Genomic DNA, 18,284 nt, shown 5'->3' with positions numbered 1-18,284 from the left:
TCCCGCCCCCCCCTCGAGGGGAAGATGTCACCGTATTCGCAAACGTGAATTCAGTTGGGGCTGGCCGTTAGGACAGCGCCTTGCCGCTTTCCTTTATTTTCAAGCCCACTGCACATTGGCGAGTTTGGCGGACGCGTCCCAAAGTTGCTTTGAGACGGTCGTGTCGTTGGCGGCTTCGGGAACCTTGGCGGGGACGGGATAACCGCGGGTTTCGCTGAGGGCGTGGGGGCCGTAATAGGCGCCGGGTTGGGCGTTTGGATCTGTGGCAGCGTAGAGGGTGGGCAAAGCGCCTTGCCAGGCGGGTTGGAAGAGGAACCAGCCCAAGGAGCGGGCGACGCCCATGGGGCTGAAGCGGCCGGGGGCGTTGTGCAGAAGATCGGTGCGCGAGACGCCGGGATGGGCGGCAAGGCTGGTCACGTTCCAGCCATGGGCGGCACTTTGGCGTTGCAGCTCGAAAGCGAACATCAGACAGGCGAGCTTGGACTGGCTATAAGCCGTCATGGCCACGTAGTTCTCTTCCAATTGGAGATCGGTAAGGTCGATCCGGCCGGCGCGGGCAGCGACGCTCGAGAGCGAAACAACGCGCGCGCCCTGCCCGCGGCGCAGCAGCGGCAAGAGGCGGGCGGTCAGCGCGTAGTGGCCAAGATAATTGGTGCCGAACTGGAGTTCGAAGCCGTCCTTGGTGGTTTCGCGCTTGGGCGGGACCATGACGCCGGCGTTGTTGACGAGGATATCCAGGCGATCGTGTCCCTCGGCCAGGCGCTCGGCAAAGCGGGTGACGGTCGAGAGATCGGCGAGATCGAGGGCTTCGAAGTGGACTTTGGCTTTCGGGACTTCGGCGAGGATCGAATGGATCGCCTGATTGCCCTTCTCGGCATTGCGGCCGGCAACGACAACCTCGGCCCCTGCCCTTGCCAAAGCCAAGGCCGTTTCGTAGCCGAGGCCACCCGTGCCGGTGACGACGGCCAGGCGGCCGGCTTGAGAAGGAATGTCAGACGTGGTCCATTTGGACATGATGGAAAGCCCTCGCTTTAAAATTGCACTCGGTGCATAATTTATATTGCACTGAGTGCATATTTTTACAAGAGTGATCCCAGTGGAAAATTTGGACGGCAGCGACGAGACGGAAGGCGTGCGGGAGCGCAAGCGCCGGGAGACGCGGCAGCGGATCGTCGATGCGGGGCTAAAACTCTTTGCGGCCAAAGGTTATGAGGCGTCGACGCTCGACGATATTGCGGCAGAGGCCGGGATTTCGCGGCGGACGTTCTTTCACTATTTCAAATCCAAGGACGAAATTCTGCTCTCGCTGCAATCGGGGCTAGGCGAGGCGCTGTCGGATGCTGCGCGGGATTGTTCGGGCGCGGAGGAGCCGCTGGCGGCGATGAAGACGCGGATGCTGGAGATATCGCGGCGCTACCCGGCGGCGGAACTGCTGGTGATCGACCGGATGATGCGCTCGAGCGAAGTGGTGCAGGCGCGCAAACGCGCGAGCTATATTGCCGACGAAAGCGTGGTGTTCGCGGCGATGCGGGAAGTCTGGCCCGAGCGGGCGGAGATGGATTTGCGCATTCTCGCCATGCTCTGCATCAGTGTGACGCGGCTTTCGCTCGATGCGTGGAGCCGGGAGGGCGGCACGCGGGAATTGGCGGAGGTGGCGGAGGAGACGTTTGTGGCGCTGGGGGCGGTGGTTTCAGCTTGACGCCCGCCTTGCGGCACTTGGCGGGGTGCGGCTGACGCGGCTCCAGGCGCGGCGGAGTTGGCGGCTGGAGCTGAAGCCGACGCGTTCGGCGATGTTTTCCATGTCGAGGCGGGTTTCGGTGAGCAATTGCTGGGCGAGCGCGACGCGGAGCTTGTTGAGATAATCGGGCAGGCTCATGCCGGTGTGTTCGTTGAAGAGCCGGCTGAGGTGACGGGGGCTTGCTATGGCGATGGCCGCTAGGGTTTCGAGGGACCAGTCGCGCGCTGGGTCGACGGTCATGGCGTCCTGGACGCGGTGGATGGCCGGATGGATGTGATTGCGGCCTTCGAGCCAGGGGGAAAGCTGCGGATCGGTGCCGGCGCGGCGGAGATAGACGACGAGCGAGCGCGCGACGGCGGCGGCTGTTGCCGGATCGGTGATGCGGCCGATGATGTGGAGCATCAGATCGATGCCAGCGGTGATGCCAGCGCTGGAATAACGGTTGCCATCTTCGACATAGAGGCGATTTTCGAGGACGCGCGCGGCGGGTGCAGCGGCGGCGAGTTCGGCGCAATCGGAAAAATGCGTGGTGCAGGAGATGCCGTCGAGGAGCCCTGCCCGGCCCGCGAGCAAGGCGCCCGAGCAGATGGAGACGAGGCGCGTTTGCGGAGTCACGGATTTCTGGAGCCAGGCGATGATTTGCTGGGTGCCCGTATCGGTGGGCTCGGCGGGGTGGCCGGCGTCCATGGGATCCTCGGTGTGGCCCGAGAGGATGATCATGGCGTCGGGCTCGATGGTCTCTGGGAGTGGTTCGATGCCGGAGAGGCGGAGACCAATGGACGTGGTTAGCTCCGGCAAGGGTCCGATATAGCGGACATCGAACTGGATCTCTTGCTGGAATTTGTTGGCGTAACGGAGAGCCTCGAGCGGGCCGGCAACGTCGAGGAGAAGCGTCCGCGCCGGGAGAACGACATAGGTCGGGATGCGGCGCGGGCTTTTGGTCATTCGGCTGCGATCCTTGTGGGGCCATCGAGGGCTTCGGCGATGGTGTAGACGCGGGCGAAGCGGCCATCGAGAACGGCGGCGGTGCGGGCCTTGATGTCGTCGACCGTCCAGGTTTTGCCGGTGGCGTCGGTCAGGGGCATGGTGTGGGTGGCTTCGGTGACATAATCGACCTGCCAGCCGAGGTCGGAGCCGTGGCGGGTGGTGGTTTCGCAGCATTGCTCGGTGCGGATGCCGGAAATGACCAAGCGGCGGATGCCGTTTTCGGTGAGAAAGACTTCGAGCTGGGTGCCGACAAAGGCGGAATGGCGCCATTTGACGATGTCGAGGTCGGGCTTTTCGAGACGGAGAGCGCTGATCGGGGTGACGAAGCCGGAGGCGAGCGAGAAGAGGCCTTCTGGCTCGGCATGGAGGACGCGGACAATCTTCCAGCCGCGGGCGACGGCGCCGTCGATCAGGGCCTGCTGGTTTTTGAGGTAGGTTGGGCTATCGATCTCCTGCCAGCTGGGGCGCTGGCGGAAGCTTTCCTGAGCATCGATAACGAGCAAGGCGGTGTCGGTCATTTTCGGCCATCATGGTAGTTTGGGTGATGAGTCCAGTCTAGCTAAGCCAGATAGCTGCACGAGGCATGTTCCGGACTTGTTGCGGACAGAAAAAGACATCGGATTACTCAGGCGGCGCCGAGAGGTGACAAGCGGGGCTTGGCGTGGTGGAGTGTGGGCATGAGCACAGATTTCATATTCGACGGGCCTAACGATGCGCGGGTGACGGTGTTGCTGGCGCATGGGGCCGGGGCGCCCATGGATTCGGACTGGATGAACACGCTGGCCGGGCTTCTGGCGGATGAGGGGCTGCGGGTGGCGCGGTTCGAGTTTCCCTATATGGCGGCGCGGCGCACCGGCGAGGGCGCCAAACCGCCGCCGAAGGCCGAGAAGGTGATGGCAGATTATGTGGCGGCGATCGAGGATCTGGGGCCGACCAATGGCAGTTTGATCATCGGCGGGAAGTCGATGGGTGGGCGCGTGGCAAGCATGATTGCGGCGGAGGCTTTCGCGGCGGGGCGGATCGCGGGGCTGTTGTGCCTGGGGTATCCGTTTCATCCCTCGGGGAAGCCGGAGCAGTTGCGGGTGGCTCATCTCCAGGATTTGCAGGTGCCGACGCTGGTTTGTCAGGGGACGCGGGATGCGTTGGGGACGCAGGAAGAGGTCGGCGGCTATGCGCTGTCACCGGCGATCAAGGTGATGTGGCTTGAGGATGGGGATCATGATTTGAAGCCGCGGAAGTCGGTTTCCGGGTTTTCAGCGGCGGATCATATGGGGAGCGTGGCGAGGGGTGTGGCGGAGTGGGTGAAGGGGCTGAGGGAGTAGCTTCAGCCCCCCTCATCCCAACCGAATTAGCAAACGCGAATTCGGTGAGCGTTGCGCCACCTTCTCCCCGAGGGGGAGAAGAATAAGAGGGCTACTGGTTTAGCCCGTAACATCCTGGGCTGCTTCCACATGATGCCGGCCGATGGGGACGATCATGGGGGTGTTGGAAACGGGATCGAGGACGATGCGGGAGGACATGTTGAAGACGTCGTGGACGACTTTTTCGGTCATGACGTCGACGGGCTTGCCTTCGGCGATGATTTTTCCCGATTTCATGGCGACGATGTGGTCGGCGTAGCGGCAGGCGAGGTTGAGGTCGTGGAGGACGACGACAACGGTGCGGCCGCGGGATTTGACGAGATCGGTGAGGAGATCGAGGACTTCGACCTGGTGGTTGATGTCGAGAAAGGTCGTGGGTTCGTCGAGGAGGAGCAGATCGGTCTCCTGGGCGAGGGCCATGGCGATCCAGACGCGTTGGCGCTGGCCGCCTGAAAGTTCATCGACTGGGCGGGAGGCGAGATCGGCCATATCGGTCGCGCCGAGGGCTTCGGCGACGGCGGCATCGTCTTCGGGGGTCCAGCGACGGAACCAGCCCTGATGCGGATAGCGGCCGCGGCCAACGAGATCGGCGACGGTAATGGCATCGGGGGCTATGGGGGACTGGGGGAGGACGCCAAGGAGGGTGGCGACTTCGCGGGTCGGCATCTGGTGGATGGGCTTGCCATCGAGATAGACGGCGCCCTTGCTCGGCGCGAGAAGACGGGCGAGGCCGCGGAGAAGGGTGGACTTGCCGCAGGCATTGGCGCCGACGATGACGGTGAGCTTGCCGGATGGAATGGTGAGGTTGAGATCGGCGACGATCTCACGATCGGCATAGCCGAGGTGGAGACCGGCGGCCATGAGCTGGTGGTTGCGCATGTGGGACTCCATTTCAGTTGACGCGCCCTGAGCGGCCGGAGACGACCAAGAGCCAGAGGAGGAATGTGGCGCCGAAGGCACCGGTAACGACGCCTGTGGGCAATTGCGTGCTGGGGAACGCGTGCTGGGCGACGAGATCGGACATCAGCATGACGAGCGCGCCGACGAGGGCGGCTTGGGGGAAGCCGCGCCCTGCCCCACCCATGAGGCGACGGGCGATAGGGCCGGAGACGAACGCGACGAAACCGACGGGGCCGACTGCGGCGGTGGCGAAGGCGGCGAGCGCGACGGCGACCAGCATGAGGCCGAGGCGGGTGCGCTCGACATGGGTGCCGAGGGCATGGGCGGTGTCGTCGCCGAGTTCGAGGCCATCGAGACCGCGGACAAGGACGAAGAGCATGGGCAGAATGACGACCATGGTGATGGCGAGGACGATCGAGTCCGCGGGCTGGGCGGCGTTGAGGCTGCCGACGAGCCAGGCCATGGCCTGTTGCACCTCGTTGAGGCGGGCGCGGGTGAAGAGATAGGAGATGATGGCGCTGAGCATGGCGGCGGCGCCGATGCCAATGAGGACGACACGATAGGCGGTAACGCCATTGCGCCAGGCAAGGAGATAGATGGCCACGGCGGTGAGAATGGCGCCAGCAAAGGCGCCGAGCGAGACCGAAAGACCGCCCCAGCCGAGGACGATAATGCAGAAGACGGCGGCGGCGCTAGCGCCATGAGCGATGCCGATAATGTCGGGGCTGGCCAAAGGGTTACGCAAAAGCGTTTGGAAAATGATTCCGGAGAGGCCAAAGGCGGCGCCGGAAAGCAGCGCCAGGATTAGGCGCGGCAGGCGGACCTGGAGGACGATGAAATCGACGCCCTTATTGCTGATGCCGGTCAGTGGGGAGAACAGCGACTGGAGAACCGTTTCGGGCGGGACGGGGAAATCGCCGAGGAGCATGGCAGCGATGGCGGCGACGAGCAGCGCGGCGAGGAGGCCGAGGGTGACACGGGTGGCGTGGTTCTGGCGGGCGCGGCGGACGGCAGCGATGGTTGTGGCTTGGACCAGAGTCATCAGAGGGCAGCCAGTTTACGGCGGCGAACGAGCGCGATGAAGAATGGCGCGCCGATAAAGGCGGTGACGATGCCGACTTGGACTTCACCCGGTGGGGCGATGACGCGGCCAATGATGTCGGCGCCGAGCAACAGGATGGGCGCCATCAGCATGGAATAGGGCAGAATCCATCGATAACCGGGGCCGGTGATGGCGCGAGCGACGTGAGGGACTGTGAGGCCGACAAAGGCGATGGGTCCGGCGGCGGCAACAGCGGCACCGGCGAGAATAACGGCAGCAAGACCAGCAAGAGCTCGGGACAGGCCGATGCGTTGGCCAAGGGCGCGGGCGACATCATCGCCCATGCTGAGACCATCGAGAAGGCGCGCGCTCAAGAGGGCGAGGACGGCACCAATGGCGATGAAGGGACTGACCTGAAGCGCGATCTCCATGGAGCGGCCGGCGAGCGAGCCGACCTGCCAGAAGCGGACTTCATCAAGGGTGCGCGGGCTGGTGAGGAGGATAGCATTGATGACGGCGAGCATGATGGCGGTCATGGCGGCGCCAGCCAGCGCGAGCTTGATGGGCGTTGCGCCCTCGCGGCCGAGGGAGGCGACGGAATAGACCACGAGCATGGCAACGCCGGCGCCGATGAAGGCGAGCCAGACATAGAGGCTGAGTTGGGTGATGCCGAAGACGGAAACGCCGAGGACGACGAAGAGCGCGGCGCCGGAATTGATGCCGAGAATGGATGGATCGGCCAGGGGATTGCGCGTCGCGCCCTGAAGGACGGCGCCGGAGAGGCCAAGGGCGATGCCGACGAGGACGCCGACAAGGGTACGCGGGAGCCGCAAATCCCAGACGATGCGATGTTCGGTGGAATTGGGATCGAAGGCGGTCAGCGCGGACCAGACCATGTCCACCGGAATGGCGCGGGCGCCGGTGGCCATGGAGAGGAGAATGACGGCGATGAGGGCGGCGGCGAGCAGCAGGAGGCCAAGGCCGAGCGCGGCGGCCCGGCTGGCGCGTGCTTCAACGACGGATGCCGCCATCAGGGTGTCAGGTCCGGGTCGGCGGCATTGATGGCGGCGGTGAGATCGGTAAGGGCGCCGGCATAGGCCTTGTAATTGCGCAGCCAGAAGGCAGGCCACTCGGCGACCTGACCGGCTTCGGCAGCTTTCATCAGCGTCCAGGTGGGCTGGGCCAGCGCGGTGGCGAGGGTGCTTTCGGCGCGATTGTCGACGAGGATGAGATCGGCCGGGTAGCGATCGGCATTTTCCCAGCTGACTGTCTCGAAATAATTGTTGCCGGCGGCATCGACGCCTTCGGGTTTAACGATGGTGAGACCCCAGGACTGCATATCGAGCAGCTCGGCGGCGCCAGCGGGATCGGCGACATAGAGAGCGTCGTCACCGGCATAAACAGCGAGCGCGGTCAGACCGGGCTTGGCCTCGATGGCGGTTTTGAAGTCGGCGAGGGCGGTTTCGAAGGCAGCCTTGTTTTCGGCGATGGCGGGAGCGGACAGATCGGCGCCAAGACTTTGGGCCAGGGTTTCGTAGTCCTCGATCATGCCCACGATGGAATCGCCAGCCGAGACGCCGGTGATCGGGGCTAGCTGGCTCAGAGTTGCGACGACGTCTTCGCCGCCGGACCAAGTGCTGTTGCGGTCCCACCATTCGACGAGGACGAGATCGGGTTCGAGGGCGGCGGCCTTTTCGATATCCACTTCGCCCCAGGCCTGGCCGATGATTTCGATGCCCGTGAGATCAAGGCCTTCAAGCGCTTTGGCGGCGTCCACGGGGCTATCGGCGTAGATGCCGACCGGGCGGATGCCTAGCGGAATGAGGCCGGCGGCAGCGTCCTGGCTCGCGATGATGCGCTGGGGGACGGCGTCGAGCGTAACGCTCTGGCCCGTGCCATCGGTATAGGTCCAGGGCTCGGCGTGCGCGGCGCTGGAGAGCGCGAGAACCATGAGAGACGCCAGGGCGATGGGGCGAAACAGCATTGGCCTAACCTTCCTCAAAAAGTCAGGGTTTTCTGCAACGCTTAAACTGATCGGTCAAGTCAAGTTTTAAACCGCTGATCCAAGACTTTGCGCGCGGCGTAATCAAGCTGACAAGGATGGCGCGGCCGATGTATTCGATAACCATGTCCGACAGCAGAACCGGATCTCATTCCGGAATACCGCAAACCGCCGACCCTGAAACCCTGCTGCTGCGCATTGCGCAGGATCGGGACAGGGAGGCGCTGGCGCAATTGTTTTCGCTTCTCGGCACACGTGTCAAAGCCATGATGCTCAAGCTCGGCGCCAGCGACGCCATTGCCGAGGACATGGTGCAGGAGACGTTTCTCGCCGTTTGGCGGAAGGCGCATCTTTATTCGACGGACAGGGGCGCGGCCTCGACCTGGATTTTTACGATCGCGCGTAATCTGCGCATCGACCAATTCAGGCGGCAATCGAACAAGCCATACGAAGACCTTGAAACCGTTACCATCGAAAGCGCCGAGCCCAATGGCAGCGTGATGGTTGAGCAGCAGCAGGTCATCGCACGGGTGACGGATGCGCTGAAAACGCTCTCGGCTGAACAGCAGGAAGTGGTGCGGCTCAGCTTCCTCTACGACCTCCCCCACGCGCAGATTGCAGAGCGGATCGGGATCCCGCTCGGCACTGTCAAATCCAGACTTAGACTTGCTTACGAACGGCTCCGGCCCATGCTGGAGGATTTACAATGACGGTTACACACCACCCCGATATTGCAACCCTGATGGCCTTCAGTGCGGGCACGCTCGACGAGCCTTATGCCGCTGTGATCGCGACGCATCTGGCTATGTCAGAGGGCGGGCGCGAAACGGTGCGGCATATCAATGTCATTGGCGGCGCCTTGTTGGCCGATGAGCAACCGGCAGCGCTGTCGGATGGCGCGCTGACGCGGTTGATGAGCCGGTTGGGTGATGACCGGATCGAGGTTTCATCGCGGGATGACAAGGCGACGGCCGACGATGTGCCCCTGCCCTTGCGCAGGTATTTGCCGAAGGGCCTCAAGAGCGTCAAATGGCGCTGGACGGGTCCGGGTGTGGCCACGGCCGATCTTGGCTGGGGTCGGGACGGAAAATCGCGGCTGATGCTTTTGCGTGTGGCGGCGGGCCGCCCCGTGCCGGAGCACGGCCATGGCGGGCAGGAGCTGACGCTTATCTTGCAGGGCGCCTATCGGGACCGGTTCGGGGTTTTTGCTGTGGGCGATATTGCCGACCATGACGAGGACGTCGAGCACCAGCCGATTGCAGAGCCGGGCGAAGATTGCATCTGCCTCGTTGCGGTCGATGCCAAGCTGACTTTCCAGGGGCGGATCATGCGCGCCCTGCAACCACTGTTCGGGATCTGACCATGCAGCCGGGTGTCGCTTGGATTATCGGTGGTGGATCGGGCATTGGCGCTGCGGTGACCAAGAAACTTGCCGCCGAGGGTTGGACCGTGGCCATTTCGGGCCGTCGCGAGGACAAACTGGCGGCGGTGGCTGGCGGCAATCCCAAGATTAGGCCTTATCCGCTCGATGTGACGGATAAGGATGCGGTCGAGGCGATGGTGCACCGGGTCGCCAGCGAACTGGGGCGGATCGACCTGTTTCTCTTCGGCGCGGCGGCATGGCAGCCGATGGATGCCGGCAATTATGGGTTCGACGAGTTTTTAAAGACCGTCGATACCAACTATCTCGGGGTGTTGCGCATTGCGCAGCCGATGATCGAGCAGATGCGCAAACAGGGTGGTGGGCATTTTGCCGTGATCGCTTCTGTCGCGGGCTATTTCGGCCTACCGCGCTCGGCAGCTTATTCGTCGACGAAGGCGGGGCTTATCAATCTGCTCGAGACCATGCGGACCGAACTTGCCCCGGACAATATCAAGGTGCGGATGGTAGCGCCGGGCTTCGTCAAATCGGAACTGACGGACAAGAACGATTTCCCGATGCCGTTCCTGATGGAAACCGACGATGCGGCGAAGCGGATCGTTGATGGACTGACGAAGTCGGACCGGTTCGAGATTGCGTTTCCCAAGCGCATGGTTTGGCTGATGAAGACCATCCGCTTCCTGCCCTATCCGATTTTCTTCTCGCTGATGAAGAACCTGCTGCCCAAGTGATTGCGCGCTGGCGATTGTCAGCGCTTTGATCCTCCGCGTAGAAGACTGAGGTCTTTGAGGAGGAAACCATGACCCCAGTAATCCGCCCTGCCCGCCCTGACGATCGCGCGGCGCTGTCTGAGATTTGTCTGCTGACGGCGGATACGGGCCAGGATGCCTCGGCGCTTTATTCCGATCCGGACTATCCGGGGCTCGTGTGGTCCGTGCCCTATCTTCTCTTTGCGCCTGAGCATGCGTTCGTTTTGGAGAACGAGGGCAAGGTCGTGGGTTATGTCGTCGGGGCGGCTGATACGCATGCGTTTGAGGCGCAGCTCGATCGGGATTGGTGGCCGAAGTTGGCGGAGCAGTATGCGGGGCGGCAGCCGAGGGGGAAGCTCGATAGCAATGTGCTCGATAAGTTGACGGCGCCGCCGAAGAGCGACCCGGCAATCGTGGCGGATTATCCGGCGCATATGCACATCAACCTGCTGCCAGAGGTGCAGTCGGGTGGATGGGGCCGGAAGATGATCGAAACGGAGATGGATTCGCTGCGGGCCGCGGGTGTGCGGGGGATGCATCTTGGACTGGGGCTGCGGAACGAGCGGGCGTTCGGGTTTTACCAGCGCGTTGGGCTCAAGGAGCTTCGGCGGGATGATGCGATCTGGATGGGAATACTGTTTTAGGGATCCGTTTCAGGCATTGTGGCTCTCGGCATCCCCTCCCGGCCTCCCTTGGAAGGGGAGGTGCAGGGCGGTGGGTGGATATGTAGTGCCGCGCCCGTCCTTTGAGGCTCGCCTTTGGCGAGCGTCTCGGGATGTGGGATACGTCTCAGTGGCGCCTACGCGGGGCGGCGGTATTGGTAGATGCCGACGTCGATGGAGCCTTCGGTGAAACCGGCTTCGCAATAGCTGAGGTAGTAGACCCACTTGCGCTTGAAGACTTCGTCATAGCCAAGCGGCGCGATCATGGGCCAGCGTTCGAGGAAGCGCTCGCGCCAGAGTTTTAGGGTCTTGGCATAGGACAGGCGGAAGTTTTCAACGTCTTCGAGGACGAGGCCATATTTTTCGCCGAATTCGCGCATGACCGTCTTGGTCAGCAACATGCCGCCGGGGAAGATATAGCGCTGAATGAAATCGGGCCCACTGCGATAGGCGTCGAAATCGGCCTCGCTGATGGTGATGGCCTGGATAGCCGCCGTGCCGCCCGGTTTCAGGCGATCGTGAATGGCCTGGAAGTAGCTCGGCCAGTTGTCCTCGCCGACGGCTTCGATCATTTCGATGGAGCCGATGTGGTCGAATTGGCCTTCGGTGTGACGATAATCTTCGAAAACGAGCGTCGCGAACTGGTCGAGGCCCTGGCGCGAGAGGCGCTCCTGACCGTATTTGAGCTGCTCGGCGGAGAGGGTAATGCCGCGCAGGTTGGCCTGGTAATCGCGGGCGACCGTCTCGGCAAAGCCGCCCCAGCCGCAGCCGATTTCGAGGACGGACGAACCGGGCGTGATGCCGGCCATATCGGCGACGCGGCGATATTTGACGCGCTGCGCTTCTTCGAGACTTTGATCGCCGGATTGGAAGATGGCCGAGGAATAGGTCATCGAGGGGTCGAGCCATTGGCCATAGAAATCGTTGCCGAGATCATAGTGTTCGGCAATGTTCTTCTTCGAGCCTTCAAGCGTGTTGCGGCGCGACATATGATAGTGAAGATCGGTCGCGGCGCGTCGGAAGAAGCCGCTGCCGGCGCTTTCGAACATATCGCGGTTCTGCAGGAAGAAGCGGAAGAGCGCGGTGAGATCATCGACCTCGATATCGCCATTCATATAGGCAGCAGCAAAGCCAACGGTGCCGCGCCGCATGGCTTCGGTGATGACCTTGAAATTATTAACGCGCAGGACCGCGTGTTCGCCCGTCTTGGTATTGCCGATGGTGCGCGTGCGGCCATTGGGCAGAATAACCGTGACGGCGCCAAATTTCGGATTGCCGATCAGGGCGACGCCGATGCGCTCGACGATGCGCGAAGCAAAGCGCGTCCACAGGGTTACGCCGGTACGCGATTGTTCTACTACAGATTTACTCATTGCGCCGCTCTATCCAACTATCGCGATGCCGACCGACGCGGCGCATGCAATTTGCGCAATTTCAACGTCGGAGGCACGCCTTTGAGCCAGAGCAGAAGCGCTTCCCAATGGATGCCTAGCAATATTTTAACGGTCATTAACGGATATGCAAGCAGCAGTTTGAAGAGTTCCCTGTCGGTAATCTCCCGCCGCTCGCCACCAAAATAGGCCGACAATAACGGACCTTCGTCCGTCGTCAGCGTGATGCCCACAAAGACGTCCTGCTCGGGCGGACGAATGGCAAAACGGTAATTGCCCTCAAGCGTATTGAAGGGCGAAACGTAGAAGGCCTTGGCGTTTTCGTGGCGGATCTTGCCATGGGCCTCCGTCACCGGCGCGCTGTAAAAATGATGCTCGCCGAACGTATTGGATACTTCGTGCAGCATGAAGACGGTTTTGCCCGCTTCATTCTCGCAGAAGTAGACCGTGATCGGGTTAAACGCGTAACCAAAGATGCGCGGATAAGCGAGCATGCGGATGCGCACGATGCCTTCGACGCCCGCAGCCTGCGCCTTGCGACGGACGAAATCGCCGATATCGGCGCCATCGCGAGGGCCAAAATCTGACGAAAACAGCGAAACAGCGTTGAAGCGATTAAACGAGAAGAGGCGCAGCTTGCGGTCCATTGCCTCGATCTGATCGAGATCGACCAGAAGCGAGAAAACGCGATAGCGGAGACTATGGCGCTTGGGCCTGACGCGTTTATGGACGACGTCTCCCACATAGATTGCGCTGCCGGTGTCCACCGCCCTACTCCGCAGCCAGGAGCTGCTCGCCCTGAGCCCAATTGTGAGCAATGCGGTAGCGCTGATTGGCAAGGTTCCACGGGCGAAGAAGACCGCCGATGCGCTCGGCGACTTCGAGGCCGGCCTGCAGACCATCTTCATGGAAGCCATAGCCCATCCAGGCGCCCGCAAACCAGGTGCTGTTGACGCCCTGGACCTGCCAGAGATCGTTCTGCGCTTCGACGGCCGTGGTGTCGAACAGAGGATGTTCGTAATCGACTTCGTACTGGATCGAACCCGGCGCAAAATCCATATGCGGATTGAGCGTCACGAAGAGGTTCGTAGTCGTTGGCAGCGGCTGGAGCTTGTTCATCCAATAGGTGAGGCTGAGATTATCCTCGCCACGGCTGGACCGAAGGTAATTCCAGGCCGACCAGAGATGGCGGCGCTTGGGCATGAAGCGCGCATCGGTATGGAGCACGGCCTTATTCTTGGTGAACTGGAAGCACGAGAGCACGCGCTGTTCGGCTTCGGTGGGGTCGGCAAGCAGCGCTAGCGCCTGATCTGCATGGCAGGCAAAGACCACCTGATCGAAATGGCGATGACTGCCATCTTCGAAATAGATCTCGGCGCCCTGCGCATGGCGGCGCACCGAGACGATCTTGGCGCTGGTGACAACCTCGGTCTTCTGATCGGCGAGAATGCGCGAGACATATTCGCGCGAACCACCCTTGACGGTGCGCCAAGTTGGGCGGCCGAGAACCTGAAGCAGGGAATGATTGGCGAAAAAGCCGATAAAGGTCTTGGCCGGAAAATCGAGCATGCCGCGCGACGGCGTCGACCAGATGGCGGCCGAAATCGGCAGGATGTGATCGTCGATAAAAGCTTGGGAATAACCGAAGCGCTTGAGGAAATCGCCGATCGAAAGATCATCGTCGCACGTTGCGATCTGCTTTTCCGCATCGCGGAAGAAGCGCATGATATCGGCAACCAGCTTCCAGTGGCGCGGGCTGATGATATTGCGGCGCTGACCGAAAAGACCCCAGAGATATTCGCCGGAATATTCCATCTCGCCCTGCCCGACCGAGACGGCAAAGGTCATGTAGGACCGGGCGGTTTCGACCTTAAGATGATCAAAAAGCGCGGTGAGGTTGGGATAGTTGCGTTCGTTATAGACGATGAAGCCAGTATCGACCGCAACATCGCCCTGAGCGGTGCGAGCGACGATGGTATTGGCGTGTCCGCCGGGGCGTTCGTCTTTCTCGAAAAGGGTGACGTTTTGAGTCCGCGAAAGCAGCCAAGCGGCTGATAATCCAGATATCCCCGATCCAATAACAGCGATCGATGAGTTCGTCATAGGCGGGGATCTCCGGGCGTTCGTCTATTCAACTACGTGTCCAGCAACGTATTGGATCAGCAGCAAGTTTCGCCTTGGAGCCGATTTCACCGGGCGGGCCGCGCAATGTCGGAGAGGCGAAACTGCGGCTGCTCGCGGCCTTGATAGTGGTCGATATTGAGCGTGCCTGCAAAGTGAAGCGGCTGCTCATTATCGCGCATCAGAATATCACCAAGAGGGGTATTGGCAGCGCGGAAGGCAATGGCCTTGAGGCGGGCGCCGTCTTCGGAGGTCAGCGTGAAGCTGACATGGCCGCCCTTGCCGACGATCTGCGGGAAGCGCGCGCGATGGGCGGGGAAAGCAAAGACCGGGTTGGGATTGCCGGAGCCGAAGGGGCCGGCTTTCTCGATCTTGTGCAAGAGATCGATGGTCGCGCCACGTGCGGTTAGGGCGGCATCCACCTTGAGAGCTGAAGCGGCGCGGGCCGTGGCGACGCTTTTGCCCAACTGATCGGCGATGAAGGAGCGGAAGGGACCGAGATCGCCGGGGCGCAGCGTGACGCCCGCCGCCATGGCGTGACCGCCGCCCTTGGGGATGAGGCCGGTTTCCACTGCCTCGATGACGGCGCGGCCGAGATCGACGCCGGGCATGGAGCGGCCGGAGCCGGTGCCGGTGCCATCGGGATGAAGCGCGATCGCAAAGGCGGGGCGATCGAAGCGCTCCTTGAGGCGCGCGGCAATGAGGCCGACGACGCCGGGATGCCAATTGGCCGAGGCAAGGACGAGGACCGGAGGCCCCTCCCCGCTGCCTATTTCGGCGGCGGCGACGGCGGTGGCTTCTTCGACGGCTTCGACTTCGATGCGCTGGCGCTCGGTATTGAGTTCATCGAGCTTGGCAGCGATCACCAGCGCTTGGTGTTCGTCATCGAGCGAGAGAAGCTGTGTGCCGAGAGCTGCGTTGCCGATGCGGCCGCCGGCATTAATGCGCGGGCCGATGAGAAAGCCGAGGTGATAGGGATTGAGCGGCCCACTAACGCGAGAGGCGAGCGCGAGGGCCGACATACCGCGGTTGTCGCCGCGGCGGGCGACTTCGAGGCCGCGGATGACAAAGGCGCGGTTGAGCCCGACGAGCGGGACGACGTCGCAGACGGTGCCGAGGGCGACGATGTCGAGAAAGCGCAGGAGATCGGGAAGCCCGGTATCGCCGCGCTGGCGGAGGGCACGATTGACGGCGACGAGGACCATGAAAGTGACGCCGGCAGCGCAGAGATAGCCGAGGCCGGAAATGTCATCCGGGCGGTTGGGATTGACCAAGGCCGTTGCCGGCGGGAGATCGTGATCGGAAAGGTGATGGTCGATGACGAGAACATCGACGCCGCGATTGCGGGCGTGAGCGATGGGGCCATCACTGGTGGTGCCGCAATCGAGGGTGATGATCAGTGTGGCACCGGCATCGATCAGTTTGTCCATGGCCGCAATATTGGGGCCGTAGCCTTCAAAGATGCGATCGGGAATATGGACCTGCGGGGTCAGACCGAAATGGGCGAGATAGCGGACCATGAGGGCGCAGGAGCTCGCGCCATCGACGTCGTAATCGCCGAAAAGAGCGATGGATTCGTTGTCGGCGACGGCCTGGGCCAGGCGGCTGGCGAGGTCATCCATGGCGGTGAGAGTCGACGGGTCCGGCATGAGATTGCGGATCGTCGGCTCGAGATAGGCCTCGGCGGAGTCAAGTTCGACGCCGCGGCCGGCAAGAATGCGCGCGACGATGTCGGAAATGCCGGTGCGCTGAGCGATGGCGGTGGCGAGGCGGCTTCCCGCGATATCGAGACGATCGACCCAGGCGCGGCCGAGGACCGACTGGCTGACATCGAGAAAATTGCGGCGCGGTTCCAGCATGGGCTGGTGTTAGGCGATTTGAGGCGGAGGTGGAAGGGGTTGCGGGAGGTTGTGTGCGCGTGCTTGGTGCGCGGCGACCGGAGGAGCTGACATGACGAGCAAAACCAGCATCATTTTTCTTCATGGCGCTTCGAGCAGCGGAAAATCCACGCTGGCGCGAGAGATACAGGCCAAGATCGAGAGACCTTTCTGGCATATCTCCATCGACCATCTCCGGGACTCCGGGGTCTTGCCGCTTGGCCGCGTCAAGGCAGGAGATTTCAAATGGAGAGACATGCGCGCGCCGTTCTTTGCCGGCTACCACGCCTCGCTCGCAGCCTATGCCGAAGCGGGAAACAATCTCATCATCGAACATATACTCGATACGCAAGGTTGGCAGCTCGAGCTTGCTGAACTCTTTGCACCGTTCGATGTGCTTTTCGTGGCGCTACATTGCGAGATCGAAGAACTTCGGCGGCGGGAGCAGGCACGAGGGGACCGCCCGGTCGGCAGCGCGGAACAGGATGCGCTGACGATCCACGAGGGGCGTCGGTATGATCTCGAACTGGAGACGGCGGACGGCGTGGACACGAATGCCGCGCGAGTAATGACGGCTTGGCGAGAGCCACGAGCACAGTCGCGGTTTTTCGAGGTGACCGAAGGCAGGTGAGCTGCGGTCCTTCTGACGCGCCAGCTTATTTGGTCGGGCGGGTGCGGGCGCAGAGTTTGTTGCCGTCGGGGTCGCGGAGATAGGCGACGAAGACGCCGTTGGGGCGCAGATTGGGTGGGGATTCGGCGGAGGTGCCGCCGTTTTCGGTGCCGGCGGTGTGCCAGGCGCGGACTTGGTCAGCGGATTCGGCGAAGATGCCGATGGTGCCGCCATTGGCGGCGGTGGCCGGCTGGCCGTTGATGGGCGTCGTGATCATGAGGCGGCTGCCGTCGCGGGTGTAGACCAATCGGCCGCCAGCATCCATTTCGCCGGGATTGCCGCCGAGGGCTGCGAAAGTGGCGTCATAAAAGGTCTTGGATCGGGCGAGGTCGTTGCTGCCGATCATGACGTGGGAAAACATGGTTTACTCCAGAAGAGAGCGCGGCTCGCTAGCGCGCATGGCGCGCCTTGATCCAGCGGGTGGTCTGGCTCCAGGAGCGCATGACGACGGTATTGGTTTCGACCCAATGGCGGCGCAGTTTTACGCCTTCGACGAGGGAGCCGTCGGTGATGCCGGTGGCCGAGAAGAGGACGTCGCCGGCCGCGAGTTCGCTGACATCATAGATGCGGTTGGGATCGGTGATGCCCATTTCGCGGGCGCGGGCGCGCTTATCGGGTGTGTCGAGGATCAATTTGCCCTGCATCTGGCCGCCGATGCAGCGGAGAGCGGCGGCGGCGAGGACGCCTTCGGGGGCGCCGCCGGAGCCGAGATAGATATCGACGCCGGTATCTTCCGTGTTTACGGCATGGATGACGCCGGCAATGTCGCCATCGCTGAGGAGTTTTACCGATACACCGGCTGTGCGCAGTTCTTCGAGGAGGCCGGCGTGGCGGGGCCGATCAAGGACGATGGCGGTGATTTCGGAGACCGGAACGCCCTTGGCCTTGGCGAGCGCCTTGACGTTTTCGGTGGCGGACCATTCGATATGCACGGTTTCGGGCGCATATTCGGCGCCGATGGCAATCTTGTGCATGTAGACGTTGCGGGCAACGTTGAGGAGGCCACCGCGCTCGGCCATGGCCAAAACCACCAGGGAATCGGGCTGGTTCTTGGCGCAGAGGGTGACGCCTTCGAGGGGATCGACGGCGATATCGACTTCGGGACCTTCATCGGCGCCGACGGTTTCGCCGACATAGAGATGGTCGCATTCGTATTGTTCGCCCTCGCCGATGACGATGCGACCAGCGACGGAGACGCGCTCCAATTCCTTGGACATGGCGGCGACGGAGGCATCGTCGGCCGCCTTCTCATCGCCCTTGCCGCGCCATTCGGCGGCGGCGACGGCGGCGCGCTCGGTGACGCGGACCATTTCGAGCGTCAGGGTGCGATGAAGATTGGCCGGGCTGCGGGCGTCGTCGGCCTTGCTGAGCTTCATTTTTTACTTTCCCCTGACGCCCTCAGC

General features: G+C 62.5%; 20 protein-coding genes. 7 read left to right on the top strand and 13 right to left on the bottom strand.

What is annotated here, in order from left to right; genetic code table 11:
* Nucleotides 1-99 precede the first annotated feature (99 nt).
* On the bottom strand, nucleotides 100-1,014 hold the full coding sequence (locus tag ASE94_RS15535; protein WP_062631150.1) for an oxidoreductase: 915 nt from the start codon (nucleotides 1,012-1,014) through the stop codon (nucleotides 100-102).
* Between the two features lie 82 nt (nucleotides 1,015-1,096).
* On the opposite strand from ASE94_RS15535, the gene ASE94_RS15530 reads away from it, so the two are divergent.
* Nucleotides 1,097-1,699 carry a TetR/AcrR family transcriptional regulator gene (locus tag ASE94_RS15530; protein WP_062631149.1) on the top strand — a complete coding sequence of 201 codons (603 nt, stop codon included), beginning with the start codon at nucleotides 1,097-1,099 and terminating at the stop codon, nucleotides 1,697-1,699.
* Here the strand turns inward: ASE94_RS15530 and ASE94_RS15525 are convergent.
* A complete protein-coding gene (locus tag ASE94_RS15525) occupies nucleotides 1,691-2,683 on the bottom strand; it encodes a helix-turn-helix domain-containing protein (protein ID WP_062631148.1) in 993 nt (330 codons plus the stop codon). The two genes, ASE94_RS15530 and ASE94_RS15525, sit on opposite strands and share 9 nt — an antisense overlap.
* Nucleotides 2,680-3,243, bottom strand: coding sequence for an isochorismatase family protein (locus ASE94_RS15520; RefSeq protein ID WP_062631147.1), 564 nt, complete (start codon nucleotides 3,241-3,243; stop codon nucleotides 2,680-2,682). Before ASE94_RS15520 ends, ASE94_RS15525 begins: the two co-directional genes overlap by 4 nt.
* 159 nt (nucleotides 3,244-3,402) lie before the next feature.
* Here ASE94_RS15520 and ASE94_RS15515 point away from each other — a divergent pair, with 159 nt between their 5' ends.
* Nucleotides 3,403-4,047 (top strand): alpha/beta fold hydrolase, encoded by a 645-nt coding sequence (locus tag ASE94_RS15515; RefSeq protein ID WP_062631146.1) that lies wholly within the window; start codon nucleotides 3,403-3,405, stop codon nucleotides 4,045-4,047.
* 99 nt (nucleotides 4,048-4,146) lie between these two features.
* On the opposite strand, the gene ASE94_RS15510 is transcribed toward ASE94_RS15515, so the two are convergent.
* Genes ASE94_RS15510 through ASE94_RS15495 form a run of 4 tightly spaced genes read right to left on the bottom strand, consistent with a single transcriptional unit; the run spans nucleotide 4,147 to nucleotide 8,012 of the window.
* Nucleotides 4,147-4,965 carry an ABC transporter ATP-binding protein gene (locus ASE94_RS15510; protein ID WP_062631371.1) on the bottom strand — a complete coding sequence of 273 codons (819 nt, stop codon included), beginning with the start codon at nucleotides 4,963-4,965 and terminating at the stop codon, nucleotides 4,147-4,149.
* A gap of 13 nt (nucleotides 4,966-4,978) precedes the next feature.
* The gene (locus ASE94_RS15505) at nucleotides 4,979-6,028 is read right to left on the bottom strand and encodes an iron chelate uptake ABC transporter family permease subunit (RefSeq protein ID WP_062631145.1); all 1,050 of its coding nucleotides are present in this window, start codon (nucleotides 6,026-6,028) and stop codon (nucleotides 4,979-4,981) included.
* Entirely contained in the window at nucleotides 6,028-7,059 is a 1,032-nt protein-coding gene (locus ASE94_RS15500; RefSeq protein WP_062631144.1) for an iron chelate uptake ABC transporter family permease subunit, read from the bottom strand. The genes ASE94_RS15505 and ASE94_RS15500 overlap by 1 nt, the downstream gene beginning before the upstream one ends.
* Nucleotides 7,059-8,012, bottom strand: a complete 954-nt coding sequence (locus tag ASE94_RS15495) for an ABC transporter substrate-binding protein (RefSeq protein ID WP_062631143.1) — start codon at nucleotides 8,010-8,012, stop codon at nucleotides 7,059-7,061. Before ASE94_RS15495 ends, ASE94_RS15500 begins: the two co-directional genes overlap by 1 nt.
* A gap of 128 nt (nucleotides 8,013-8,140) precedes the next feature.
* Here ASE94_RS15495 and ASE94_RS15490 point away from each other — a divergent pair, with 128 nt between their 5' ends.
* The 4 genes from ASE94_RS15490 to ASE94_RS15475 all read left to right on the top strand — a co-directional run bounded on the left by ASE94_RS15490 (nucleotide 8,141) and on the right by ASE94_RS15475 (nucleotide 10,804).
* Nucleotides 8,141-8,740 carry a sigma-70 family RNA polymerase sigma factor gene (locus tag ASE94_RS15490; RefSeq protein WP_244484059.1) on the top strand — a complete coding sequence of 200 codons (600 nt, stop codon included), beginning with the start codon at nucleotides 8,141-8,143 and terminating at the stop codon, nucleotides 8,738-8,740.
* Nucleotides 8,737-9,390 (top strand): ChrR family anti-sigma-E factor, encoded by a 654-nt coding sequence (locus ASE94_RS15485; RefSeq protein ID WP_061906968.1) that lies wholly within the window; start codon nucleotides 8,737-8,739, stop codon nucleotides 9,388-9,390. Before ASE94_RS15490 ends, ASE94_RS15485 begins: the two co-directional genes overlap by 4 nt.
* 2 nt (nucleotides 9,391-9,392) lie before the next feature.
* Nucleotides 9,393-10,142, top strand: coding sequence for an SDR family NAD(P)-dependent oxidoreductase (locus tag ASE94_RS15480; protein WP_062631141.1), 750 nt, complete (start codon nucleotides 9,393-9,395; stop codon nucleotides 10,140-10,142).
* A 68-nt stretch (nucleotides 10,143-10,210) separates the two neighbouring features.
* A complete protein-coding gene (locus ASE94_RS15475; RefSeq protein WP_062631140.1) occupies nucleotides 10,211-10,804 on the top strand; it encodes an N-acetyltransferase in 594 nt (197 codons plus the stop codon).
* Nucleotides 10,805-10,959: 155 nt separating this feature from the next.
* Here the strand turns inward: ASE94_RS15475 and ASE94_RS15470 are convergent, their stop codons facing one another.
* The 4 genes from ASE94_RS15470 to recJ all read right to left on the bottom strand — a co-directional run bounded on the left by ASE94_RS15470 (nucleotide 10,960) and on the right by recJ (nucleotide 16,193).
* Complete coding sequence (locus ASE94_RS15470) at nucleotides 10,960-12,195, bottom strand: cyclopropane-fatty-acyl-phospholipid synthase family protein (RefSeq protein WP_082461240.1); 1,236 nt, start codon at nucleotides 12,193-12,195, stop codon at nucleotides 10,960-10,962.
* Between the two features lie 17 nt (nucleotides 12,196-12,212).
* Entirely contained in the window at nucleotides 12,213-12,980 is a 768-nt protein-coding gene (locus tag ASE94_RS15465) for a DUF1365 family protein (protein WP_062631139.1), read from the bottom strand.
* 4 nt (nucleotides 12,981-12,984) lie between these two features.
* Nucleotides 12,985-14,316, bottom strand: a complete 1,332-nt coding sequence (locus ASE94_RS15460) for an FAD-dependent oxidoreductase (protein ID WP_062631138.1) — start codon at nucleotides 14,314-14,316, stop codon at nucleotides 12,985-12,987.
* A gap of 86 nt (nucleotides 14,317-14,402) precedes the next feature.
* A complete protein-coding gene (recJ, locus tag ASE94_RS15455) occupies nucleotides 14,403-16,193 on the bottom strand; it encodes a single-stranded-DNA-specific exonuclease RecJ (RefSeq protein ID WP_062631137.1) in 1,791 nt (596 codons plus the stop codon).
* Nucleotides 16,194-16,284: 91 nt separating this feature from the next.
* On the opposite strand from recJ, the gene ASE94_RS15450 reads away from it, so the two are divergent.
* Complete coding sequence (locus ASE94_RS15450) at nucleotides 16,285-16,842, top strand: AAA family ATPase (RefSeq protein WP_062631136.1); 558 nt, start codon at nucleotides 16,285-16,287, stop codon at nucleotides 16,840-16,842.
* 25 nt (nucleotides 16,843-16,867) lie between these two features.
* On the opposite strand, the gene ASE94_RS15445 is transcribed toward ASE94_RS15450, so the two are convergent.
* Together ASE94_RS15445 and glpX are read right to left on the bottom strand one after the other, a co-directional pair.
* On the bottom strand, nucleotides 16,868-17,242 hold the full coding sequence (locus ASE94_RS15445) for a VOC family protein (protein WP_062631135.1): 375 nt from the start codon (nucleotides 17,240-17,242) through the stop codon (nucleotides 16,868-16,870).
* Between the two features lie 28 nt (nucleotides 17,243-17,270).
* Nucleotides 17,271-18,257 (bottom strand): class II fructose-bisphosphatase, encoded by a 987-nt coding sequence (gene glpX, locus ASE94_RS15440; protein WP_046141331.1) that lies wholly within the window; start codon nucleotides 18,255-18,257, stop codon nucleotides 17,271-17,273.
* Between the last annotated feature and the right edge of the window lie 27 nt (nucleotides 18,258-18,284).

The sequence above is a fragment of the Devosia sp. Leaf64 genome (assembly GCF_001421945.1).
GTDB lineage: Bacteria > Pseudomonadota > Alphaproteobacteria > Rhizobiales > Devosiaceae > Devosia.
Note: the sequence above shows the minus strand (reverse complement) of the source record. Positions and strands in the feature narration are given on the sequence as shown.

Bases quoted from the DNA above. Each gene is read 5' to 3' on its own strand.
- glpX (WP_046141331.1), bottom strand. From the start codon at position 18,257: ATGAAGCTCAGCAAGGCCGACGACGCCCGCAGCCCGGCCAATCTTCAT.
- ASE94_RS15515 (WP_062631146.1), top strand. From the start codon at position 3,403: ATGAGCACAGATTTCATATTCGACGGGCCTAACGATGCGCGGGTGACG.
- ASE94_RS15520 (WP_062631147.1), bottom strand. From the start codon at position 3,243: ATGACCGACACCGCCTTGCTCGTTATCGATGCTCAGGAAAGCTTCCGC.
- ASE94_RS15505 (WP_062631145.1), bottom strand. From the start codon at position 6,028: ATGACTCTGGTCCAAGCCACAACCATCGCTGCCGTCCGCCGCGCCCGC.
- ASE94_RS15510 (WP_062631371.1), bottom strand. From the start codon at position 4,965: ATGCGCAACCACCAGCTCATGGCCGCCGGTCTCCACCTCGGCTATGCC.
- ASE94_RS15445 (WP_062631135.1), bottom strand. From the start codon at position 17,242: ATGTTTTCCCACGTCATGATCGGCAGCAACGACCTCGCCCGATCCAAG.
- ASE94_RS15485 (WP_061906968.1), top strand. From the start codon at position 8,737: ATGACGGTTACACACCACCCCGATATTGCAACCCTGATGGCCTTCAGT.
- ASE94_RS15495 (WP_062631143.1), bottom strand. From the start codon at position 8,012: ATGCTGTTTCGCCCCATCGCCCTGGCGTCTCTCATGGTTCTCGCGCTC.
- ASE94_RS15490 (WP_244484059.1), top strand. From the start codon at position 8,141: ATGTATTCGATAACCATGTCCGACAGCAGAACCGGATCTCATTCCGGA.
- ASE94_RS15475 (WP_062631140.1), top strand. From the start codon at position 10,211: ATGACCCCAGTAATCCGCCCTGCCCGCCCTGACGATCGCGCGGCGCTG.
- ASE94_RS15525 (WP_062631148.1), bottom strand. From the start codon at position 2,683: ATGACCAAAAGCCCGCGCCGCATCCCGACCTATGTCGTTCTCCCGGCG.
- ASE94_RS15480 (WP_062631141.1), top strand. From the start codon at position 9,393: ATGCAGCCGGGTGTCGCTTGGATTATCGGTGGTGGATCGGGCATTGGC.
- ASE94_RS15460 (WP_062631138.1), bottom strand. From the start codon at position 14,316: ATGACGAACTCATCGATCGCTGTTATTGGATCGGGGATATCTGGATTA.
- recJ (WP_062631137.1), bottom strand. From the start codon at position 16,193: ATGCTGGAACCGCGCCGCAATTTTCTCGATGTCAGCCAGTCGGTCCTC.
- ASE94_RS15450 (WP_062631136.1), top strand. From the start codon at position 16,285: ATGACGAGCAAAACCAGCATCATTTTTCTTCATGGCGCTTCGAGCAGC.
- ASE94_RS15535 (WP_062631150.1), bottom strand. From the start codon at position 1,014: ATGTCCAAATGGACCACGTCTGACATTCCTTCTCAAGCCGGCCGCCTG.
- ASE94_RS15470 (WP_082461240.1), bottom strand. From the start codon at position 12,195: ATGAGTAAATCTGTAGTAGAACAATCGCGTACCGGCGTAACCCTGTGG.
- ASE94_RS15500 (WP_062631144.1), bottom strand. From the start codon at position 7,059: ATGGCGGCATCCGTCGTTGAAGCACGCGCCAGCCGGGCCGCCGCGCTC.